This window comes from Malaciobacter marinus (assembly GCF_003544855.1).
GTDB classification, from domain to species: domain Bacteria; phylum Campylobacterota; class Campylobacteria; order Campylobacterales; family Arcobacteraceae; genus Malaciobacter; species Malaciobacter marinus.
In genome coordinates this window covers 1,002,808-1,021,505 of sequence record NZ_CP032101.1, presented here as the reverse complement: position 1 = coordinate 1,021,505, position 18,698 = coordinate 1,002,808, and the positions used below count along the sequence as shown (strand labels likewise).

Below are 18,698 nucleotides of genomic sequence, written 5' to 3'. Positions count from 1 at the left end.
TAGCAAAATAACTAAAAATTGACAAACTGAATAATTTACATACCTGAATTAAAATAACTTTTAAATGCATTCAATTTTACTAAACTACAATCAAAATCAATATTTAATCTTTTTTGATTGTTAAATTTATAAATATAGTTTTTATCCAAACCTGAAATCAAAGTTTTAAAAAGTGATGTATCAAAATCTAAGATAAACACATCTTTATTAACTTCCCAAATATAAATCAAATGAAGTAAAAACTCATCATCAACTTTATAAACTTTAAATACATAGTGTTCGTATTCATTATTTTCAAGAACCTCAAGTTTTTTTAGCTTTAGTTGTTCTTTTAAAAAATCTTCATATAAACTAAGTGATTGACCTTGCCAAGTTGTATCTTCATCAACTTTTATATGTTCTACATAAAAATTAGAAGTTTTTAAAGTAAAAGCATCTAATGTATATGGATCATGTCTTGTTTTTACATCAAAATTTTCTAAAGTATGTGTATAAAAGAAATCTGAATCAATTTTAAAATTAAGCTCATTAGCTTCCATTGAAAAAATAGGTCTTGAGACTCTTATGATTTTTTTTAAAATATTTTTAAAGAACCCCATAGAAATTTCCTTTTATTTAATATTAAGAAATGTACTTTAACATATAAATAGATTTTTTTCAAGGAAATTTAAGTAATATTTTATTTTTTGTAGGTTTTAGTTCTATTTGCAGATTTATATTAAAGCTTTATTTTCTTTTTTATGCAAAAAGGCATTTTATCTTTTTGTTTTATTTTTTCAATATAATAAAATACAAATATCAAAGTAAATGTAATGAACAATGAGGCAATTATTTCAAACATAAATTCTTCCTAATTAAAATTTTTGAAATAATACTATAGTTTTTTTTAACTTATCTTATATATTACAAATTGTAAGATATTATGTAAGTTTTTATTAAACTTCGCTATACTAAAAACTTAAATTTAGGGAAAAATATGGATATACAAAAACACTTTTCAAAAGAAAATATTATTTCAAACTTAGCAAAATATGATATGTATTACCAAATTGCAACAGGTAAACTAATAAACATAACGCAAACAAAAGATATAGATACAAGTATAGAGTTTCAATATGCACTAGGCTCTATTTATGAACTTTTAAAAGATTTAGAAAAACTTGAAAACTCTCAAGAGCTTTTTGAAGATGAACTTAGAAATCAAGCAGCAATGGATGCAATACAAAACTTTATTAACAATAATATGAAATTAATAAAAGATGGAAAAATAGAAATAGAACCTATTATAAATGATATAAATGATGGTAATTTTTTCAATAGAACTATGATAGAAATATGTGAACAAAACCATGAAAAGCAACTAGAAAAATGGGAAGAAGTAATTACAGATAAATTAGCAACTGCAATACTTCAATCACTGCAAGAGTTAGAAGCTAAAAACTAGCTTCTAGCAAACTCTTCTAAAGCATTGCCTGTAAGTCTATATGGTATCCACTCTGTTTGTCCTTTAGCACCAATGCTATCATAAAAATCAATTGATGGTTTATTCCAATCTAATACTTGCCACTCTACTCTACCACAATCATTTTCAACTGCTATTTGAGCAAGTTTTTTAAGTAATGCTTTACCTGCACCCACTCCTCTAAACTGAGGTGTTACATATAAATCTTCTAAATATATTCCATTTTTACCAAGCCAAGTTGAATAATTAAAAAAATATAAAGCCATTCCTATTGATTTATTATCATACTCACAAAGCAAAACAGAAGTAACACTTTTATCACCAAAAACAGTTTTCTTTATAGTATCAACATCTGTTTTAACTTCATGCTCTGCTTTTTCATAAATAGCCAACTCTTTAATAAAATTAAATATAATCTCAGAATCTTCTATTTTTGCTTTTCTTATAAGCAATTTTGACATATATATACTCCTTTATTTCAATACAATGATAATTAAATCTAAAATAGTTAAAATTAATCTTAAAATTGGAAAAAATCAATATTTAATAGATATATCTTTTTAAATTTAGGTATTTGTAAGTTTAAAAACGTAAAATGCTTAATCCATTAATAGTTAACATATGAACTATTAACTAACTATCTTTTATACTAATTTAACTTTAAAGGTCTTGTATGCCATTTCAATCAAATAATATATTTGGAATTTTAATTGCAAATATTAGAAATCATTTAAAAAATAATCTAGAAAAGAAGTTACAAGAACACGATATATCTGCTGCACAAAGTATTATTATTAGAAGACTTTGTGAAAAAGATAATCTAACACAAAAAGAACTTGCAAAAGATACATATTTTAAACAATCAAGCCTAACACTTTTAATAGATAAATTAGAAAAAAAAGGTCTAGTTGAAAGAAAAAATAAAAAAAACGATAGAAGAGCATATCTTATATGTATAACTTCAAAAGGTAAAGAACTAGAACAAATTATAAAAGATGCAGGAAAAGAGCTTGAAGAAAAAGCACTTGAAGGAATAGATCTACATAATAAAGAGCTTTTAATCCAAGCGCTTAAACAAGTATACTCAAATCTAAAGTAAGGAAAATATGAAAATAATATTATTTACAATTTCAATCATTTTTTTATTTAATGGTTGCATACCCAAAATAAAAAAAATAGAAAAAATCAAAGATTCAAAAATAGAAAAAGAACTAATACAAGATTTAACTAAATTTAGTAGCAATGACATAGAATTAAAAAATAACTGGTGGAAAAATTATGAAGATTCTCAACTAAATGAATTATTAAATGATGCTATAAAAAATGCACCAAGTATAAAACAATTGGAATCAAAATATAAAATAGCAAGAAATTTAACAAAAGCACATCAATCAAAAAATATTCCTAATATAGATTTTGATTCAAATACTTCAAGACAAAGATATAGCAAGAACCATATATACCCTGCTCCACTTGCAGGAAGTTATAATAATTTGTATCAAACAGGACTTGCTTTAAATTATGATTTTGATTTTTGGGATGAAAGAAAAGCTTTAATTAAAGCTTCTAAAAATGAAGCATTAGCAAAACAAGCACTAATTAAAGTTAAAGAATTAGTTGTATATACATCTATTACTAAATTATATATATCATGGAATTTTAAAATTCAAAAAATAAAAAGGTTAAGTACTTTAAAAAGATTGATTTATGAAAAGCATGACATATTAGATAAATTATATAAATTAGGGCTAGCAAATAAATCAAAAATAAATCAAAGCAACTACTTAAGTGAAAAAATAAATCAAAATATATTAACTACAAAAGCACAAATCGAAGATATAAAAGCATCAATTGGTGTTATTGGTGGATTTTTACCATCAAGATTAAAAAATTTAAAAAATCCAAATATAACAAAAAACTATAAATTTTATGTACCAAAAAATATTCATTTAGATGTGATATCACATCTTCCTAAAATTGCTTTTCAAAAATACCTATTAATAAGTAAAAATGAGTACATAAAAAAAGCAAAAGCAAAATTTTATCCAAATATAAATTTAAAAGCATTAGTTAACTTTACATCTTTTTCTTTTGTTGATTTACTTACAAAATCATCTTTTTCTCCAAAAAGTGAAGTGGCTTTTTCATTACCAATATTTGATGCAAATAAAAAAGAGGAAAATCTTAATGCAAAAGTAAATGATTATAATTCACAAGTTTATGCTTATAATCAAACTATAATCGAAGCTATAAATGAGATAGTCAAAACATTAAAAAAAATAGATCTAAATAAATCAAATATAAAAGCGCAGAATAATGTGATGATTTACAAAATGAAAAATGAGAATATTGAGAAAGAAATATATAAATTAGGATTAAAAAATAAAATCTCTTATTTAGACTCTAAAATAGATATTCAAGAAGAAAAAATAAAAAGTATTTCATTACAAGATAAACAAATGCAACTACAAATAAACTTAATCAAATCACTTGGTGGTGGATACAAAAATAAGGTGAGTAATGTTCTTAGCCTTAAATAAAACTACTTTAAACTGTGCAATAAAAGAGTGGGTAAATCAAGATTTACCTATTTTAAAATATATAGTAAAATCTACAACTGCAGCACTTCTTGCATTGTCTATTTGTATGTATTTTAATCTTAAAATGCCACAAACATCTGTATTTACAGTATTTATTGTAATGCAACCTTTTAGTGGACTTGTATATTCAAAAAGTTTTTATAGATTAGTAGGAACAATCATTGGAACTATTATGGCTTTTATTTTAGTTGGTGCATTTATCCAAGATAGAGTATCTTTTACTCTATTTTTTGCATTATGGATTGGACTTTGTGCTGCTGTTGGATTTATGTCAAGAAACTTCATGTCTTATGGATTTGTGCTTTCTGGATACACTATTGCACTTGTTACTATGCCAATAATGCAAAGATTGCAAGATGTATTTACTTTTGGTATAGATAGATTAGCAGAGGTTATTATTGGATTATTATGCTCTAGTTTTATTAGTGAAATACTTTTCCCTCAAAAACTATCACAAACACTTCAAAAAACTGAAAAAAGGAAATTTGATTTATTAATTAAATCTCTTAGCAATAATGAAAATATATTTAACTTTGAAAAAGAGAGCATAAATTATGCAAAAGATATTTTAGGTACTGATTCACTAAGAATAAATAGTAATTTTGAAACAGGAATGAAAAAATCAAACAGATTATATTATAAAAGATTAAACTCTGAATTTATGCATATAAGTACTACTTTTTTCTCATTGAAAAATATTATAAATAACAACATAAATAATGCAATTTTTATAAACTCAATAAAAAGTATTTATCTTGTATTAGAAGGTTGTTTAAAAAAGTTTTCAGATGAACAACAAACAGTTCAAACATTAAATAATTTAGTACTAGAGTTAAAATCTTTAAAAAAAACAACTCTGTTAAAAATCAAAGAAGAAAAACAGAAAATATCCCATGATGATTTTGAGTTATTGCATGATTTTAATAGTATATGTTATTTAATTACAAGAATCGAAAGTGAATTAATTGAATACTGCAATACATATCTTAATTTTATTTCAAATGACAGTAAGATAAAAAAACTTGAAGATTTTTCACAAAATTTAAAATTTTCTACACATAGTGATAATATTTTAATTTCCTTGATGATTACAAGGGGTGCAATAGCACTGATTTTGATGATGGCATTTTGGATGATATCAGGTTGGAAATATGCTCCATTTGCAGTAATTCCAGCAGTTGCTAATACGCTTTTATTAAGTACAGCTCCAAATCCAGTTGGTGCAACAAAGAACTTTTTAATTGGTACAACAATTGCCTTATTTATAACACCTATTTATAATTTTTATATTATACCTATGTTTGTAAATGATTTAATAACATTTTGTATATTTTTAACTCCTATTTTAGCTTTTATTTCACTACTTATGATACTTCCAGGAAAAAACTTAATAGGATTTGGCTTTTTACTTATTTTTATTAATACTTGTGCTATTTATACTCATTATAATATGACATTTGTAAGTTTTGCAGATATGTGTATTGCAACAATATTAGGACTTATTATTTCAGGATTTAGTTTTATTCTTATTGATTTTGCATCAAATGTTTGGATTGAAGCAAGAGTAAAAAGAACACTTAATTTACAAATCAATAAATCAATAAAAGAAAAACTTGCTCTTCAAAGAGTTAAACTTGAAAGTGGAAGTTTTGATTTACTTCAAAGATATTCTGCAATAGGAAGACTTGATACTAAATCAAATAACACTATTTTTAGATGGGTTTTATCTACTTTAGAACTAGGAAAAGCAATAATTAATATAAGAAGAAAATCAAGCTTATTTTCAAAAAGGCGACCTCCTCAAATACATAAAATTCTTACTTTAATAAAAAAATATTTTGATTTTAAAAATAAAAAAAGTAAAAAAGAACAACTAGAAAAAATAAAACATCACATAGAAGAGTTTGAACATATACACTTAAACTCTGCAAATGATCAAATCTTATTAAAAGATATTTATATGAATTTTTCAATTATATATTCAATTATAAAAAATAGAGAATTTTTACCAATAAAAGGAGAAATAAAATGCACTTAATTGTATCACTATTTGGAATACAAATACCAGCACTGATTTTGATATTTTTATTTGCAGGAGTAATTCAAATATTATTAAATAGAGTTTTTGCTGACTTGGGTGTTTATGAATTTGTATGGCATCCAGGACTTTTTAGAACAGCAATATTTATATGCATATTTGCAAGTTTTTCACTAATAATTTATAAATAAGGACATAAATGCAAAAAAATAAAATCATTAAACTTATAAGATATACAATAACATTTACAATAGTTACAATTGCTATAATATTATCAATCACATTATGGCACAACTATGTTGATTCACCATGGACAAGAGATGGAAAAATAAGAGCAGATATTTCCCTTATAGCTCCTGATGTTTCAGGAATTGTTACAAAAGTATATGTAAAAGACAATCAATACGTAAAAAAGAATGATAAACTTTTTGAAATAGATAAAAAACGATTTGAAGCAAATGTTTTAAGACAACAATCACTTGTTCAAATAAAAAAAGCTAAGTATTTAAAGAAAAAAGCACAATACAATAAAAGAGTAAAAGCTAAGGACTCAATAATACCAAAAGATATAAAAGATAATGCAAAATATGATTTACTTATGGCAAAAGAAGAACTAAATGAAACAAAAGCAAAATTGGATTTGTTAAAACTTGATATAAAAAGAAGTACAGTACTAGCTCCAGCTTCAGGATGGGTTAATAACTTACTATTAAAAGAAGGTGATTTTATAAAAATAGGAGAGAGTCATCTATCTATTTTAAATGAAAATAGTTTTTGGGTATATGGATATTTTGAAGAAAATAAAATTTCTAAAATTAAAGTTGGAGATACTTCAATTATGAACTTGCTTGGAACAGATATCACATTAAAAGGACATGTTCAAAGTATAGCAAATGGTATTACAGATAGAGATAACAACTTAGGAAAAGGACTTCTTGCAAATGTGAATCCATCTTTTACTTGGGTTAGATTAGCACAAAGAATTCCTGTAAGAATTGCCATAGATAAAATACCTAAAAATTACACCCTAAGAGCTGGTACAACTTGCACTATTGAGATTAAAAAGTAAAAGACTTATGTTCAATCTTTGATATTTTCAAAAATTGAACATAAAATCAAATCTTTATTTATTACTTAAAAAGAGTTTGTATTGTACTTTTCTTTATCTTTTAAAATTTCAGCTGTTAAAACCATATCTTTAATAATTGCATCTTTTGTATTTGCAAATTTTTCTATGAACTTATCAGAAACTTCTATTAATTCTGCTTGTTTTCCTAATTCACCTAAAAGAAGTATTTTATTGTATAAAGCCAAAGCAACTTGAGATAGAAGCATTGGATTTATTTCATTTTCAAAGTTATTTACTATTTCATCATATGTTTCTAAAGCTTTAGAAATCTCATTTATATTACTTAAAAGCGAAGCTTTATTTACTAATGCTTTTGCTAGTAATTCTAAACTAGCTTTATTATTAATCTTATTGCATATTTCTATCAATCTATCAAATTTCACAATAGCTTTATCATTGTTTTCTAGTTTTTGATAAATAGAAGAAAGATTAAATAATGCACTAGCAACATCAAGTAAAACCTCTTCTTGTTCTGAGTTTTCAAAGTTTTTGATTAACTCTTCATATACTAAAACAACATCTTCAAGTTTTCCCAACTCTTTTGTACAAATAGCTTTATTTAAATATGTTTTTGTCAATATTAACTCTATTTTTAAAGAAACATCAGATATAAAGTTTTCTAACAATTGATTATAACAAGACAATTCTTCTTCATACTTTTTTTCTTTTGCTAGAATTATGGCTTTATTATATAATGCATAAGCAAAAATATATGAGATATTTTCATCTTGGGTTTTTGAAAAATTATCTATAATTTCATCTAAAGTTTCAAGAAGCTGTTTTTTTTGATCTAAAACTGTCAATACTCTTACCTTTGCCATAAGTGCATAGGCAACTTCAATATCAACTTCTTGTGCAACTTTTAAAAGTTCATAAGTTAAATCTAAAGCTTTTTCATACTCTTTATTATGAAATTTTGTATTAAATTCATCATATATATTTTTAAAATCTAATTGACTCAATTTATCTCCTAAATATTTTCTAATCTTAATTTTTAAATATAATAAACTCTATCTTAAAACTTACTATAATTCTTAGTTTATTTTTTCAACTTTTTCATCTAAGCCCTCATGATAACTTATATATAAGTTTGTTGATAAGCTATCTTGAAATTTTGAAATATAATCTTTTAATTTATCTTTATTAGTAAACTCTTTTGCAAACTCATCTTTTAATTTTATATATATAACAGTTCCTGAGCCTTCATCATTTATGCAAGGTGCTAAAGTAAATCCATCTTCATCACTTGTCCACTTATAAGCTGTATCTTCTGCAAGTTTTTTTGAAATAATATTTGCTTTTACTCCAACTAAAAATAGTGAATATAAGCCTAGATTTGAAACTTCTTTGCTATTTGAAGATAAGAATGATTCAGCCTTTTTTGTAGCTATAGTATGAGTCAAATCAAATAACTCTTCTTTGTTCATACCAATTCCATTATCTACAATAGTAATTGAACCATCAGCTTTATCAAAATAGACTTCTAACATTCCTTCCCACTGATTTAACTCTTCTTTATATTTATTTTCATCTTTTAGATTTTTTAATTTTGACACTGCTTGATTTGCATTTTGTAATAACTCTTTTAGAAAAACCTCGCTATTTGTATAAGCCTTATTCTTTAGATTTGAAACTAATTGTTTTAACTCATTTGTAAACTTGTGATTATTTGACATAAAATCCTCCTAAATAAAATGACAGATTCTAACACAATATTTTGAAAGTATTCTGACATTGTTAGATTAAAAAGTTATCTTCACTCTTTATACAAAATCCAAATTTTCTAAATAATCTTTTATTATCAAAGTAGAGTCTTTTCTACATATTAAATGTGTGTCAAGGTCAAAATCCATATTTGTAATTTTTAGTCTATTTGAATATCCAAATTTTTCAATTATTGGTCTTGAAAAAAGCGCAACACCATAACCAGCTTCAACACAAGATAATATCAATTCATAGTTTTCTAAATTTACTTTTTTATAACTGCTTTTTTTATTTTTTGAAAGATATTTATCTAAAAAGACTCTATTTAAACAACCATTTTTATATGCAAAAATAGTATTTTGAGCAGTTTTATCTTTTGATTGAACTAAAACTATATCCTCTTTTATAATATTTAAAACTTCTATTTCTTTATGATTTGGATTTCCATTTACAAAAGCAATATCAAGTTTATAATCTAATAGTTGCTCAATTAAATTTAAACTACTATCTACAACAAACTCTAAATTCATATCTTTAAAATCTTTGTTTAATTTTTTTTGAAAATCAATTAGTCTGATAGTTGTATTTGATTGAGTTGAACCTATTTTTAGTAGTTCATGATAATCAATATTTCTTATTTTTAAAGTTGCCTCTTCTACTTTTTTAACTATTTCAATAGCATAAGGATAGAGTTTTTCTCCCTCAATTGTAAGAATAACACCTCTATTTGTTCGGTAAAATAAAGCATAACCTAAGCTCTTTTCAAGTTGTTTAATTCTTAAAGTGACATTTGATTGAGTAAAGTTTAACTCTTTTGCTCCCAAAGATATACTTTTAGTATTTGCAACTGCAATAAATACTTTTAATAAATTTGAATCCATACTATAAAACCTTTATAAAAATAGAGTTTGATATACTAGTGTTAGTGCTATAATAAATAGTAAAGCCTTTAATATTTTTGCATAAAACTTTGCATCAATTTTTCTTTTTATTTTTATACCCAAAAACATTCCTAAAGATACAATCACAATACTTAAAATAGATAGTTCAAAAGCTTCATTTGAGAAAGCACCCAAAGATATAAAAACTATAAGTTGCCCTATTTTAGTAAATAAGAAACACAAATTTGATAATTGAATTGTATCTTTTTTTGTATATTTTAACTCTAAAGTATACATTATCATCAAAGGTGCAACTATATTTGTAAGACCTGAAATAACTCCACCAATTAAACCCAAACCATAAGTAGATGATTTTGGATAAGAAGAGATAAAAGTAGCTTCAATTTTTACAAAAGATTGTAAAAGATAAACAAATATAATAAAAGCAAGTAAAAGTTTGAAATAGTTTGAATTTGTATAAACTAAAAGAACAGTTCCTAAAACACTTCCTATTACCATAAGTAAGATAATAAACCAAAACTTTTTTAAAGCTTCAAAAAACTTACCCTCACTTAAAATACTAATAATATTCACAAGCATAGTAGAAATAAGCATATAAGTAATTGTTGTTTGTATATCAGTAAATAAAGCAACCAAAGGAGTAGAAATCATCCCAAAACCAAAACCAATACTACCATGAACAAGTGAAGAAAAAAGAACAATCACCCCAAAAGCAATTACAAAATAAATATCCATATGAGCACCTTTAATATTACATATAACTATGTGTAATACCAAAAGGCATTACTAAAGATTATATCAAAAGTTTATTAAAGGTGTTTTAAATATTTAATTTATGCTTTTTTAAGGCCATCTAAAATAATTCTTTTCATAAAAGTTTCATCAGCGTATTTTACACACTCTATTGATGCATTGATATATTCTTGGGATGTACAGTTTGAATAATCAATTGGTTGATAACCATTATAAACAACAATCATATCAAAAAATAATCTTGTTATTCTTCCATTTAATTCATAAAAAGGGTGAAGACAAATCAATTCTGATTTTATCAAAGCAATTTTTTCTGCAAAAATTTCTTTAGATATGAAACTACAATCTCTTAAGTAATTCTCTTTTTTCAACATATCAAAAATTTTTTTTGATTCATTTTTAACTGCTCGTCCAATACAAAAAGTTGAAGCACCTTTAAACATATCTTCTATTCGATAAACTCCAGCCCAGTCGTAAAGTGTTTCAAAAGTATTTTTGTGTAAATTAATAAAGTATAATTCATCAAAAACTGTATTTTCATTTAATTGTGAAATATAAAGTTCATATGCTTGTTTTAATAAAAGAGATTCTATTTCATGTAGTTCTAATGAGTTTTTTAAAGAGAGTTTATTTATCGGAATATCTGTACCATCATAGTAGATTTTACTATCTTTTTGATGATACTTTGACATTGTATTTTTCCATTAAAACTTTTGCTTTTACTTGCACTTCTTTAGATGGTTTTTTATATCCCTCAATTAAGTTTGAGTTTCTAACTGTTTTTGAAATTTGAGATTTACTTACTTTTGCAATAGTCATTTATAACTCCTATTTTGTAATTATATTTTATCTAATTTTTACAAAAAAGAAAAGCTTTTTATTTTTTAGACAAACCTTTATTTTTTTCTATTTCTTTAGCTCTACTCATATATTCAGAAAAATCTTTAGGATATAATTTATCTAACAATTCTTTTAGAAAAATGTATGCATTATCTATATCATCTTTTTTTATATTTTTTAGAGAATGTGAACCTTCATTTCCAATCCACTTTAATGCAAATAATAAGGTCTTAGTATCATCATTTAAATTCAATTTAGTCTTTAATTTTTTTATTCTAGAATTTAGAGAGATGAAATTACCTTCTTCATTATACTTATCTATATCATTTAATAAACATAATTCTTCTAGTAATACTCTCAATATGTTTACACAAGAAGAATAAGATGAAAAATACAGAGAAAAAGACTCTTTTAAAACACTCCTTATTTCTTCAGGATACTCTTCTTTTAATTCAATTATATGTAAAGAAGGCACAAAATACTTAAAAAGTATCACTTTTTCTTCTACTTCTACTTCTTTATCATTTTCATCATCATAATAATTTACATAAAACCTTGTTTCTCCAATAAAAGATGTTATTTCCTGACATCTATGACATTTCATTTGTCCTGTTATTGTACCTCTATAAAATCTATCATCAAATTCAATCTCGTCATTTATTGAAAATTGTCTTTTTTTTAAACTTGAAATATATTCTTTTTCATTTTTATTTACAATTTCCATATAAGCATTTAGACAATGAGGGCAAGTAAAATCAGTTAAGTTATTATTAAATTCTAAATAATCTTTCATTTTAAATTCTTATTTTTCCAACTGCACAATCAGATGGTCTTGTTTCATTCCAAACTCTAATTAAATCTATTTTTGAATGCTTAAACCAGTCTTGAATATTTTTAATTACTTTTTTACTAAATCCACTATTCTCTAAAATACTACAATCTTCTATTGATAGAGAAGCTCTACAATTATTTGTTTTTACATGAAAATGAGGTGGAGGATGTTCATTTGAATATATTTCAATTTTAATATTATTCAAAGTTGTAATTAAATGTTTTGTATTTATAAAGTTATTGTTATAAATATATGCCCCTGAATTTAAAAATTGATTTAACTGGATTTCAAACTTTTCAAATGAATTTATTTTATTTTGATTAAAAAGATATGACTTTCCAATATTCTCTAACTTTGAAAATGACAATTTACAAATTTCCATAAAATAGTCCCGTAAATTTTTGAACACATTTTATTATTTTATAGCTATAGGTGAGGTTAAAACATACTTTAATATTTTACTTAAAAGAGTTAGTTGTATGAAGATTCAAGGCGAAGTAAATTTTTGGCGATTGAGCATACTAAAGTATGTGATTGAGCCAAAAATTTACTTCAACGCAGAAGATTTATGCAAATAGCTCTTTTATAGAGCTTTTGCTGTGATTCTTGATAATCTTTGTGCAAACGCTACCGCATCAGTAATTTCCATACCTTCACTTAGTTTTGCTTGGTCTAGTAATACCCATGAAACATCATTGATTAAAGAGTCATCTGCACAACCATTTAGTTTTTTAACTATATCATGCTCTGGATTGATTTCTAAAATTGGTGCTGATTCTGGTACTTCTTGTCCCATAGCTTTCATCATTTGTGCCATTTGTGCCATTGGATCATTTGCATCTTTTACTACACAAGATGGAGAGTCAGAAAGTCTATTTGTAACTTTAACTTCTTTTACAGATTCACCTAAAATATCTTTAATTTTTTTAGTTATATCTTGGAATTTTTCTTCTACTTCTTTTTTCTCTTCTTCTGTTTGCTCTACTTTTGGAGGTTCAACAGAAGTAATATCTTTAAATTCCCACTCTTGATATGCACCTAAACTTGGTGTGATAATCTCATCTATTTCTTTATCATCACAAATTAAAACTTCGATATCATTTTTCTTATAACTTTCTAATAATGGAGAGTTTCTTAATACTTTTTCATTCTCACCTACAATATAGTAAATTGCTTTTTGCTCAGTATTAGCTCTATCTTTATAAGCTGCTAATGAAGTCAATTTAGCATCTTCAGTTTTTGTAGATTTGTATCTAATTAAATCTAAGATTAAATCTTTATTTGTAAAGTCTTGATAAGCACCCTCTTTTAAAGGTCTATTATATTGAGAGATAAACTCTTCATATTTTTCTTCATCTTTAGCAAGTTTTTTAATCTCATTTAAGATTTTTTTAACTGAACCTTGTTTGATATTTGCTAAGATTCTATTTTCTTGTAAAATTTCTCTACTAACATTTAATGGTAAATCTTCACTATCAATAATACCTCTAACAAATCTTAAGTAAGTTGGTAATAATTCTTTTTCATCATCAGTAATGAATACTCTTTTAACATAAAGCTTAACTCCTGGTTGATAATCAGCTCTATAAAGATCCATTGGAGCAGTTTTTGGAATATAAAAAAGTGTTGTATATTCGTTTACACCCTCTGCTTTTGTATGAATAGTACATAAAGGATCTTGAGAATCATGAGAAATTGATTTATAAAACTCATTATAATCTTCTTGTTTCAGACTAGATTTTGGCTGTGTCCAAAGTGCTGTTGCTTCATTGATTTTCTCATGTCTATTTTCAATAGTTTTTTTAGCTTCTTTTCCAGCTTTTTTATCCTCTTCACTTAACTCTTCTTCTACTTCTTCTTGGTAGTTTAAGTAAATTGGATATGCAATATGATTTGAATATTTTCCAATAATATTTTTAATTCTTTCTTTAACTGCAAATTCAGATGCTTCTTCATCTTTTAATTTTATATAAATAACTGTTCCATTTGTCTCTTTTGTAACAGGAATTATTTCAAATTCACCAGTTCCAGTTGAAGACCATTTATAAGCAGTCTCTTCACCAGCTTTTTTTGAAATAACATCAACATTTGAAGCTACCATAAATACAGAGTAAAACCCTACTCCAAATTGTCCAATAAGATTGCTATCTTTTTTTGCATCACCTGTTAATGCTTCAACAAATGATTTAGTTCCTGATTTTGCAATAGTACCAATTGAAGAGATTAATTCTTCTTCATTCATACCAATACCATTATCAACTATTGTGATAGATTTATCTGCTTCATCAAAAGAGATATTAATCTCTCCAGCCCATTCTTCACCAACAGATTTCTTGATATTTTCATCAGTTAAATTTAGATAATTTAATTTATCAATTGCATCACTTGCATTTGATACAAGTTCTCTTATAAAAATCTCTTTATTTGAATATAAAGAGTGAGTCATTAAGTGTAGTAATTGTCCTACTTCTGTTTGAAATTGATGTTTTGCCATTAATTATTCTCCTTAATTTTAGGAAATGGACAAATTGCAAAAAGCAATATGCACCATAATTTCTCCTATATATTTTATAAATTTTACAGAAGAATTTTAGCACAACTTTATAAAAGTTGGCTAAAGTTTTTATTTTATTTAGCACTTTTACAATACAAGTGCCAACAAAGACTTTTTTTAGACTTAAGATACAATACAAATTTTTTTCTGTATTATAAAGTGACTATAAAATTACAAAAGAGTTAATAAATGAAAAGTAAAACACTTTATAAAATGATTTTGATTATTTTGATTCCTACAGTAGGAATGATTTTTTTTAGTAGCATTTATATTTACAATAAATATAAAACTTTAGATAGGTTAGATACTATTGATTTACATATAAATTATGTACTTAATGCAGAATTTTTATTAAATAACCTACAAAAAGAAAGAGGTATGTCAGCTGGATATATTGGCTCTATTGGTAAAAAATTTAAAGAAGATTTAATTTTTCAAAAAAAACAAACAAATAAGTCAAAAAAATTCTTTGATGATTTTATATTAAAACATGACTTCAACTCTCAAAAAGAAAAAAGCCATATCAAGAAAATTCAAAATGAACTTTTTAAACTAGAAAAGCTAAGAAATAGAGTTTTTAAACTTGATATAGATTTAACAAACGAATTAAAAAGTTATAATCTAATGACAAATGCAATAATTGACTCAATTACTGTATTACTTACTAGTAATGTAAACAATAATATAAGTAATAAACTTCTTGCAGCACTTTATCTTATTAATACAAAAGAATATGCAGGATTAGAAAGAGCCATACTATCAAATAGTTTCTCAAAAAAATATTTAGAAAAAGATGATTTTATGAAAATTATAAAATTAATCTCTTTACAAAATAATAATATAAAAAATTTCAAAAATGTTATAAGTATTCAGGAGTTAAACTTCTTTTACAGTACTTTTAATTCAAAACTCATTGAAGATGTTTTAAGTTATAGAGAAAAGATTTATAAACTTGACAATAGCAAAACTTTAGATGTAGATGCAAAAAATTGGTGGGATATTTCAACTAAAAGAATTGATGCATTAGGAACTACAATTGAGTATTTTATGAAAGCTGTTTTAAAAGAGGCAAAACAATTAAAAACTTACACAATAAATAGTTTAATATATAGTTTTATACTTTGGCTTATTGGTATATTTGCTTCAATATTCTCTATTTTTGCACTTAGAAAAATAACAAAACAAGAAAATCAAAATTTGAAAAGTTTAAAAAAACAGAAAAAAATCTATAATATTTTAAATAATGCAAATGAATTAATCATTTATAATTATACAATGGAAGAGGTTTTAAATAAAGCTTGTAGTTTTGCTACAAAAGAGTTAGATTTATCTCTTAGTTTTATTTGTTTATTAAATAAAAAACAAGAATTACAAATAGTTGAATCAAATGGTAAAAATAAAAATATATTATCAAAACTTGAAATCAATAACAAAAATAAAATCTACAAAAAATCCTTAATAGAAAGAAAAAATCTAATTATTAATAACACTAAAGAAGATAAATCTTCATTTGATTTAACAACAGAAAAAATAAATGAGATTAATTCAATTGCAGTTTATCCTTTATATAAAAAAGACAAAAGCATGGGTATTATGGCTTTTTGTTCTAAAGATGTAGATTTTTTTGATGAAGAGATTATTACCATATTTGATAAAATGACAAATGACTTATCATATGGTTTAGAAAAAGAAGAGAATGAAAAATTAAGATTAGAGTATGAAGAAGAGATAAAACTTGCTTCTTATTCATTTGATTCACAAGAAGCAATGGCAATTACAGATGCAAATGCAAATATTATAAAAGTGAATACTTCCTTTACAAAAATCACAGGATACACAAACAGTGAAGCAATAGGAAATAATCCAAAAATATTAAAGTCTGGAAAACATAGCAAAGAGTTCTATGAAAAACTTTGGAGTGATATTTTAAACTATGGTTCTTGGAGTGGAGAGATTTATAATAAAAGAAAAAATGGTGAAATTTATCCTGAAAGAGCAACTATTACTGCAATTAAAAATAATATGGGAAAAACTACTCATTTTATTGCACAATTTTTTGATATTACTGAAATAAAAAGAAGTCAAGAAAGACTTATTCATCAAATACAAACAGATAGTCTTACAGGATTGTATAATAGAACTATTTTAAATGAAAAGTTAAATCAAGCAATCGCACTTGCAACTAGACACAAAATATTTGGTGGTGTTATTTTTATTGACTTAGATAATTTTAAATATATAAATGACTCATTAGGACATGATATTGGTGATTTATTTTTAATAGAAATAGCAAAAAGAATAAAAGGATGTTCACGAGTTGATGATATTGTTATAAGACTTGGGGGAGATGAGTTTGTAATATTGGTACAAAATATTAGTATGCAAAAAGAAGAAGCAATTATAAATATAGAAAAATTTGCAAATAAAATATTAAATTCACTAGATAATCCAATAAAAATAGATAATCACAAACTAACTACAACAAGTAGTATAGGAGTAGCACTATTTCCTGAAAATAACAAAAACTCAATTGATATTATAAAAAATGCAGATGCAGCAATGTACTTATCAAAAGAACAAGGTAAAAATAGAGTTATGTTTTATCATGAAGATTTGGATAAAAAAACAAGAAACTATTTAAGAATAGAAAATGAATTAAGAGAAGCTATAAAAGAAGATCAATTTGAATTATATTATCAAAAAAAATATGATTATGAAAAGAAAAAAGTTTTAGGTTTTGAAGCTCTTATTAGATGGAATCACCCAACAAAAAAAATCTTATATCCAGACAATTTTTTAGATGTTGCAAAAAAATCTGATTTGATTATTCAAATTGGAAAATGGGTTTTAAAAACAGTGATTAATCAAATAAGTGATTGGAAAAAACAGAATATAGATTTAGATGATATAAAAGTATCAATAAATATATCACTACTAGAGTTTTCTCATCCTGAATTTTTAAATAGTATAAAAAAGATAATCAAAGAATCAAATTTTGATACAAAATATCTAGAGTTTGAAATAGATGAAGCATCAATTTTTAAAGACTTAAATCTTGCAATAAAAAGGATAACACAACTCAAAGAGTTAGGTATTTCTTGTAGTATTGATGGCTTTGGAGTGGGATACTCTTCACTTAATTCAATTTCTAAAATTCCCGTTGATACTATAAAGCTAAATAAAGACTTTCTAAGACAAAAAGATGTCTTAGTAAATGATTCTATAATAAATATGGTAATAGAAATTGCACAAAAACTAAATCTTAAACTTATAATAGAAGGAGTAGAAAAAAAAGAAGAGATTGACTATCTTATTGAAAAAAATAGCTATTTATATCAAGGTTACTATTTTAGTAAACCGCTTAAAGCAAAAGATGCAACTTTTTTACTAAATAAAAGATAAAGATAATTTGCATATACTTATGCAAAGGATTTTTAGATGAAAAGAAAAATTTATATTGTATCAACACTTATTATTGTAATATTAATAGGTTTTGTAGGTGGGGCAGTTGATATTTTACTATCTGATTCAGTTATAAAGATTGCAAATGATTTAGGTTATCCTTTATACTTTTTTACTGCACTTGGTGTACTTAAAATAGTTGGTGGGGCAATACTTTTATTACCTAAAAAACTTGATAGAATTAGAGATTTAGCATATGCTGGTTTTGCACTTGATTTTCTATTTGCTTCATATTCACACTATAGTGCGGGAAGTAATATAGAAGAAGTTATTATCCCTTTCATATTTTTAGTTATCTTAACTATTTCATTCTCTTTAAAAAATAGAACAACACTATTTAAAAGTAGCGAACTTTAAAAAAAAATTTAAAGTTCGCCTAGCAAAATCCAATGTAATACATTACTAATTTAAAAAAAGATAAA

At 24.5% G+C, this 18,698-nt stretch carries 19 protein-coding genes; 8 read left to right on the top strand and 11 right to left on the bottom strand.

Features of this window, described 5'->3' with window-relative positions:
• Nucleotides 1-35: 35 nt before the first annotated feature.
• The gene (locus AMRN_RS05065) at nt 36-599 is read right to left on the bottom strand and encodes a hypothetical protein (protein ID WP_099310528.1); all 564 of its coding nucleotides are present in this window, start codon (nt 597-599) and stop codon (nt 36-38) included.
• Between the two features lie 377 nt (nt 600-976).
• Between AMRN_RS05065 and AMRN_RS05060 the strand changes: the two genes are divergently transcribed.
• Nucleotides 977-1,444, top strand: coding sequence for a hypothetical protein (locus tag AMRN_RS05060; RefSeq protein ID WP_099310527.1), 468 nt, complete (start codon nt 977-979; stop codon nt 1,442-1,444).
• Here AMRN_RS05060 and AMRN_RS05055 read toward each other — a convergent pair.
• Nucleotides 1,441-1,923 (bottom strand): GNAT family N-acetyltransferase, encoded by a 483-nt coding sequence (locus AMRN_RS05055; protein ID WP_099310526.1) that lies wholly within the window; start codon nt 1,921-1,923, stop codon nt 1,441-1,443. The genes AMRN_RS05060 and AMRN_RS05055 overlap by 4 nt on opposite strands.
• 212 nt (nt 1,924-2,135) lie before the next feature.
• On the opposite strand from AMRN_RS05055, the gene AMRN_RS05050 reads away from it, so the two are divergent.
• Genes AMRN_RS05050 through AMRN_RS05030 form a run of 5 tightly spaced genes read left to right on the top strand, consistent with a single transcriptional unit; the run spans nt 2,136 to nt 7,169 of the window.
• The gene (locus AMRN_RS05050) at nt 2,136-2,561 is read left to right on the top strand and encodes a MarR family winged helix-turn-helix transcriptional regulator (RefSeq protein ID WP_099310525.1); all 426 of its coding nucleotides are present in this window, start codon (nt 2,136-2,138) and stop codon (nt 2,559-2,561) included.
• Nucleotides 2,562-2,568: 7 nt separating this feature from the next.
• Entirely contained in the window at nt 2,569-4,002 is a 1,434-nt protein-coding gene (locus AMRN_RS05045) for a TolC family protein (RefSeq protein WP_099310524.1), read from the top strand.
• The gene (locus AMRN_RS05040; RefSeq protein WP_099310523.1) at nt 3,983-6,100 is read left to right on the top strand and encodes an FUSC family protein; all 2,118 of its coding nucleotides are present in this window, start codon (nt 3,983-3,985) and stop codon (nt 6,098-6,100) included. The genes AMRN_RS05045 and AMRN_RS05040 overlap by 20 nt, the downstream gene beginning before the upstream one ends.
• A complete protein-coding gene (locus tag AMRN_RS05035) occupies nt 6,091-6,291 on the top strand; it encodes a DUF1656 domain-containing protein (protein WP_079576983.1) in 201 nt (66 codons plus the stop codon). Before AMRN_RS05040 ends, AMRN_RS05035 begins: the two co-directional genes overlap by 10 nt.
• 8 nt (nt 6,292-6,299) lie before the next feature.
• Nucleotides 6,300-7,169 carry an HlyD family secretion protein gene (locus tag AMRN_RS05030; protein ID WP_099310522.1) on the top strand — a complete coding sequence of 290 codons (870 nt, stop codon included), beginning with the start codon at nt 6,300-6,302 and terminating at the stop codon, nt 7,167-7,169.
• Nucleotides 7,170-7,234: 65 nt separating this feature from the next.
• Here the strand turns inward: AMRN_RS05030 and AMRN_RS05025 are convergent, their stop codons facing one another.
• The 9 genes from AMRN_RS05025 to htpG form a co-directional block, all read right to left on the bottom strand.
• A complete protein-coding gene (locus tag AMRN_RS05025) occupies nt 7,235-8,191 on the bottom strand; it encodes a tetratricopeptide repeat protein (RefSeq protein ID WP_099310521.1) in 957 nt (318 codons plus the stop codon).
• A 72-nt stretch (nt 8,192-8,263) separates the two neighbouring features.
• The gene (locus AMRN_RS05020) at nt 8,264-8,905 is read right to left on the bottom strand and encodes an ATP-binding protein (protein WP_099310520.1); all 642 of its coding nucleotides are present in this window, start codon (nt 8,903-8,905) and stop codon (nt 8,264-8,266) included.
• An 87-nt stretch (nt 8,906-8,992) separates the two neighbouring features.
• Nucleotides 8,993-9,814, bottom strand: a complete 822-nt coding sequence (locus AMRN_RS05015; protein WP_099310519.1) for a LysR family transcriptional regulator — start codon at nt 9,812-9,814, stop codon at nt 8,993-8,995.
• Between the two features lie 12 nt (nt 9,815-9,826).
• Entirely contained in the window at nt 9,827-10,570 is a 744-nt protein-coding gene (locus tag AMRN_RS05010; protein ID WP_099310518.1) for a sulfite exporter TauE/SafE family protein, read from the bottom strand.
• A gap of 98 nt (nt 10,571-10,668) precedes the next feature.
• The gene (locus AMRN_RS05005; protein ID WP_099310517.1) at nt 10,669-11,280 is read right to left on the bottom strand and encodes a Fic/DOC family protein; all 612 of its coding nucleotides are present in this window, start codon (nt 11,278-11,280) and stop codon (nt 10,669-10,671) included.
• Entirely contained in the window at nt 11,255-11,407 is a 153-nt protein-coding gene (locus tag AMRN_RS14185; RefSeq protein WP_162919065.1) for a hypothetical protein, read from the bottom strand. Before AMRN_RS14185 ends, AMRN_RS05005 begins: the two co-directional genes overlap by 26 nt.
• A 58-nt stretch (nt 11,408-11,465) precedes the next feature.
• A complete protein-coding gene (locus AMRN_RS05000; protein ID WP_099310516.1) occupies nt 11,466-12,221 on the bottom strand; it encodes a DUF4145 domain-containing protein in 756 nt (251 codons plus the stop codon).
• A gap of 1 nt (nt 12,222) precedes the next feature.
• Nucleotides 12,223-12,642 (bottom strand): DUF4160 domain-containing protein, encoded by a 420-nt coding sequence (locus AMRN_RS04995; RefSeq protein WP_099310515.1) that lies wholly within the window; start codon nt 12,640-12,642, stop codon nt 12,223-12,225.
• A 201-nt stretch (nt 12,643-12,843) separates the two neighbouring features.
• On the bottom strand, nt 12,844-14,754 hold the full coding sequence (gene htpG / locus AMRN_RS04990) for a molecular chaperone HtpG (RefSeq protein WP_099310514.1): 1,911 nt from the start codon (nt 14,752-14,754) through the stop codon (nt 12,844-12,846).
• A gap of 249 nt (nt 14,755-15,003) precedes the next feature.
• Here htpG and AMRN_RS04985 point away from each other — a divergent pair, with 249 nt between their 5' ends.
• Entirely contained in the window at nt 15,004-18,216 is a 3,213-nt protein-coding gene (locus AMRN_RS04985) for an EAL domain-containing protein (RefSeq protein WP_099310513.1), read from the top strand.
• 36 nt (nt 18,217-18,252) lie between these two features.
• Entirely contained in the window at nt 18,253-18,633 is a 381-nt protein-coding gene (locus tag AMRN_RS04980; protein ID WP_099310512.1) for a DoxX family protein, read from the top strand.
• Nucleotides 18,634-18,698: the final 65 nt, after the last annotated feature.

What these genes read in the sequence shown, in the direction of transcription:
- AMRN_RS05060 (WP_099310527.1), top strand. Translation starts at nt 977, where the DNA reads ATGGATATACAAAAACACTTTTCAAAAGAAAATATTATTTCAAACTTA.
- AMRN_RS04985 (WP_099310513.1), top strand. Translation starts at nt 15,004, where the DNA reads ATGAAAAGTAAAACACTTTATAAAATGATTTTGATTATTTTGATTCCT.
- AMRN_RS05020 (WP_099310520.1), bottom strand. Translation starts at nt 8,905, where the DNA reads ATGTCAAATAATCACAAGTTTACAAATGAGTTAAAACAATTAGTTTCA.
- AMRN_RS05035 (WP_079576983.1), top strand. Translation starts at nt 6,091, where the DNA reads ATGCACTTAATTGTATCACTATTTGGAATACAAATACCAGCACTGATT.
- AMRN_RS05010 (WP_099310518.1), bottom strand. Translation starts at nt 10,570, where the DNA reads ATGGATATTTATTTTGTAATTGCTTTTGGGGTGATTGTTCTTTTTTCT.
- AMRN_RS05015 (WP_099310519.1), bottom strand. Translation starts at nt 9,814, where the DNA reads ATGGATTCAAATTTATTAAAAGTATTTATTGCAGTTGCAAATACTAAA.
- AMRN_RS05005 (WP_099310517.1), bottom strand. Translation starts at nt 11,280, where the DNA reads ATGTCAAAGTATCATCAAAAAGATAGTAAAATCTACTATGATGGTACA.
- AMRN_RS05000 (WP_099310516.1), bottom strand. Translation starts at nt 12,221, where the DNA reads ATGAAAGATTATTTAGAATTTAATAATAACTTAACTGATTTTACTTGC.
- htpG (WP_099310514.1), bottom strand. Translation starts at nt 14,754, where the DNA reads ATGGCAAAACATCAATTTCAAACAGAAGTAGGACAATTACTACACTTA.
- AMRN_RS05050 (WP_099310525.1), top strand. Translation starts at nt 2,136, where the DNA reads ATGCCATTTCAATCAAATAATATATTTGGAATTTTAATTGCAAATATT.
- AMRN_RS05055 (WP_099310526.1), bottom strand. Translation starts at nt 1,923, where the DNA reads ATGTCAAAATTGCTTATAAGAAAAGCAAAAATAGAAGATTCTGAGATT.
- AMRN_RS05045 (WP_099310524.1), top strand. Translation starts at nt 2,569, where the DNA reads ATGAAAATAATATTATTTACAATTTCAATCATTTTTTTATTTAATGGT.
- AMRN_RS05030 (WP_099310522.1), top strand. Translation starts at nt 6,300, where the DNA reads ATGCAAAAAAATAAAATCATTAAACTTATAAGATATACAATAACATTT.
- AMRN_RS14185 (WP_162919065.1), bottom strand. Translation starts at nt 11,407, where the DNA reads ATGACTATTGCAAAAGTAAGTAAATCTCAAATTTCAAAAACAGTTAGA.
- AMRN_RS04995 (WP_099310515.1), bottom strand. Translation starts at nt 12,642, where the DNA reads ATGGAAATTTGTAAATTGTCATTTTCAAAGTTAGAGAATATTGGAAAG.
- AMRN_RS05040 (WP_099310523.1), top strand. Translation starts at nt 3,983, where the DNA reads ATGTTCTTAGCCTTAAATAAAACTACTTTAAACTGTGCAATAAAAGAG.
- AMRN_RS05065 (WP_099310528.1), bottom strand. Translation starts at nt 599, where the DNA reads ATGGGGTTCTTTAAAAATATTTTAAAAAAAATCATAAGAGTCTCAAGA.
- AMRN_RS04980 (WP_099310512.1), top strand. Translation starts at nt 18,253, where the DNA reads ATGAAAAGAAAAATTTATATTGTATCAACACTTATTATTGTAATATTA.